1 protein-coding gene and 2 pseudogenes are annotated in these 3,043 nt (G+C 68.3%); all 3 read right to left on the bottom strand.

Going from position 1 to position 3,043, the window contains the following annotated elements; all coding sequences use genetic code 11:
* Positions 1-659: 659 nt before the first annotated feature.
* Positions 660-1,967 carry an RICIN domain-containing protein gene (locus tag IE271_RS40485; protein WP_190195420.1) on the bottom strand — a complete coding sequence of 436 codons (1,308 nt, stop codon included), beginning with the start codon at positions 1,965-1,967 and terminating at the stop codon, positions 660-662.
* A gap of 104 nt (positions 1,968-2,071) precedes the next feature.
* Positions 2,072-2,686, bottom strand: a pseudogene (locus IE271_RS40480) (RICIN domain-containing protein); the annotation flags it as partial.
* Between the two features lie 241 nt (positions 2,687-2,927).
* Positions 2,928-3,043 (bottom strand): annotated as a pseudogene (locus tag IE271_RS40475) (glycoside hydrolase family 6 protein); the annotation flags it as partial.

Here is a 3,043-nt window from a genome sequence, read left to right as displayed (position 1 = left end):
GATCCCACTCGTTGTGGGCCAGGTGCAGGTACCGGACCGTCCCGGACTTGTTCTCCCGCTTCGTCGTCTTCACGTACACGACTCCAGACGATAGGCCGAAGCCACAGGCCAACGCGGGTGAATCAGGAAAGTCGCGTCTCTAGGCACTTTGCGGCGTCCGCGCCCATCGCAGCCCGATGACCTGCGCCTTCAGCCTCGCGCGACCTCTAGAACGCGCAAATTACGTCGAACCCGGGTCCGCGCTGCGAGGGGATTGACAGTCCTCGACGCCCCGCCAGGGGGGGCCTTCCCACAGACGCTGCCGCGCCGATCAGGCCGGCAACCGCCCTGTCCCCGCGCTCTGCCACCCATAGCCTTCCGTTTCCCAACGCGCGGGGCTGAGCGGGCCGGCCCGGACTCCAGCGTGGCCCGCCGGCCATCTCCTGGAGGAAGCGGCCGGATCACCGCCACCGTCGCCCTCGTTCAGCGGACCCGCGGCCGTGGCGGCCTGCGCGGCCGTGAACCGGGCAGGCGGGACTTCTCTCCGCGAGAACGTGTTCCTCGAACGCCACGTCTCGCACGGCCTGTTCGACGGCCGTGCCCGGTCCAAAGGCGTGAAAGCTCGTGTGAGGCGGAGTGGGGCCAGGAGCATCCTGGCCCCACTCCGGGGTGCGGGCGTGTCACTGGAACTGTGCGAAGAACCTCCAAATCTCTGCTTTGGTCCAGGTAGCGACGCCGCTCTCGTTGGGGGAGCCGTCGACCGGACCGGGTATGTGGCCTCCGTCGAACGCGGCCCATTGGACCGGGTATCCGGCACGGCAGCCCGAGTAGGTGGTGGTGATGTGCGTTCGGCTGCCCGTCGCGGGCTCGCGCGGGCTCTGGGCAGTACATCCGTTGTTGCTGACGAATCTGTCGCGCAGGGACCGTCCTTGCGCGATGTTGAGGACGGAGTCGCTGATGCCGTGGATCCCGAAGTAGGCGATGGGCTGGGTGCCACCGCTGCACCCGCTGATCTGAGCGCCGGAGATGACCGCGACGGCCCTGAAGACGTTCGCCCGGCTGCATGCGAGTGCGTAGCTCATGCCGCCGCCCCAGCTGAATCCCGTGGCGAAACGCTGTGCCGGGTTGACACAGAGGCCGCCCTCGATGCGCCGGATCATGTCGTCGACGAAGGTGACGTCCTCACCGCCCGAATTGGCCCAACCGTTGTCGAGGCCCTGGGGGGCGACGAGGATCGCGCTGTTGTTCGACTGTTCCTGTTGGCCGTAGTAGGACCAGGCAGCCCCGCTCGTGCCGCCCGAGGCGACTTCGCCGGCGGTTCCGCCTCGCCAGTGGAACGCGAAGATCAGCCGGTAGGGGTGGCTGTTGTCGTAGTCGGCGGGGACCCTGAGGATGAAGCTGCGGCTCTTGCCGCCGCTCTGAATCGTGTGCGTACCGCTCGCCAGAGTCGGGGCACTGCCGCATCCGCCACCACCACCGCCACCGGACGACAGTTTGATCATCTGCCATTGCTGGTTGGCGCCGCCCCAGTCGGTGTACTGGACGACGTTGCCGCCGTCGGCGGTGGAGGCGCCCTGCACCTCCACCGCCTTGCCGCTGGTGCGGTTGATCAGCCGGACGTGGCCCGCGTCGGAGTCGGCCAAGCGGAACTGCTGGTTGGTCCCGTTGTGGTCGGCCCACTGCTGGATCGCGGCGCCGTCCGCGGTCGAGGCGCCGGCCACGTCGAGAACCTTGCCCGAATGCCGGGCCTTGAGGCGGTAGAAGCCGTCACCGGAGTCCACGAACTGCCACTGCTGGTTGGCTCCGTCGTTGCGCGTCCACTGGCTGACCCGCGCACCGTCGGCGGTGGACGTGCCGGAGACGTCCAGCGCCTTGCCGCTGTTGCGATTGACCAGGACGTACCAGGCATTGGTGTCCACCGTCGCCGCCTCGGCGGGCGCCGGATTCACCGCGGCGAGCATGCCGATCGCGAGGGTCGCCGCCACCACGGCGGCGACTCGGGACCACCAGCGATGTCTTCGTGGAGGGGCGAGGGGGGCCGTACCGTGAGCCGTCATCGATTCATCCTTTCGTTCGTGCGTGGCAGGCCCTGTCAGGTGCGAGTCCAGCGTTGGTTGCTGCCGTTCGAGCAGGCGTAGAGCTGGATCTGGGCGCCGTTGCCGCTGCCGGCGGCGTCGAGGCAGAGGCCGGACTGGACGCCGACGATCGACCCGTCGGAGTTCAGGCGCCACTTCTGGTTGTCGCCGCCCCAGCAGCTGTAGATCTGCACCTTGGCGCCGTTGCCGGTGCCGGCGGCGTTTAGGCGCTTGTCGCCGTAGGCCCTGAACTCGCCGGCGGAGGTGTACTCCCACTGCTGGTTGGAGTTGCTGTGGCAGTCCCACAGCTGGAGCTGGGTGCCGTCGGCGGTGCCGGCGTTGGGCACGTCCAGGCAACGGCCCGGACAGACGCCCTTGAGCTGTCCGCCCTCCACCGGGGGCGTGGAGGTGTCGCCGCCGTTGAGCGCGTTCAGGACGGCGGTGCAGGCGGGCTTCTTGCTGCCGTCGTTGTTGAACAGCAGCGGCGTGTCCGACGCTCGCCAGGAGTCGCTGTCGCGCACACCCCAGACGGTGATGCCGAGGCAGCGCGAGACGGCCAGGCAGTCGTTGACCACGTTGGCGTAGGTCGTGGGCGAGGCGCCCTGGATGTCGAGTTCGGTACCAGCGCCATCAGCGAACCGCGGGCTTTCCGGCGGACAGTGGATCTGGGAAGGGCATACAAGCCCATGGCTGAGCCTCCAAGGTAGGGATCACGAGAATCAAGGAAGGACCGAAACCCAGATGAACGCGTCGTCCGCTCCCACTCGGCCGACGGGCCGGGCGGGCCGGAACCCGGACAGCGCGGACTCGTCCGACATCCGCTGTCCTCGCTGTCTGCTCGGAGTGGACATCGGCCACGGCGGGAGTCCTGGATCAGTAGCCGTAGACCATTTTGTAGGCGACCTCGGGAAGGAACTGTCCGGCCGTGGAGCCGGCTCCGACGCCGCAGTTGCCGTCCGACTCGCCCGGGGTCTTGATCCACAAGAGCA

The sequence above is a fragment of the Streptomyces minutiscleroticus genome (assembly GCF_014650875.1).
GTDB lineage: Bacteria > Actinomycetota > Actinomycetes > Streptomycetales > Streptomycetaceae > Streptomyces > Streptomyces minutiscleroticus.
Note: the sequence above shows the minus strand (reverse complement) of the source record. Positions and strands in the feature narration are given on the sequence as shown.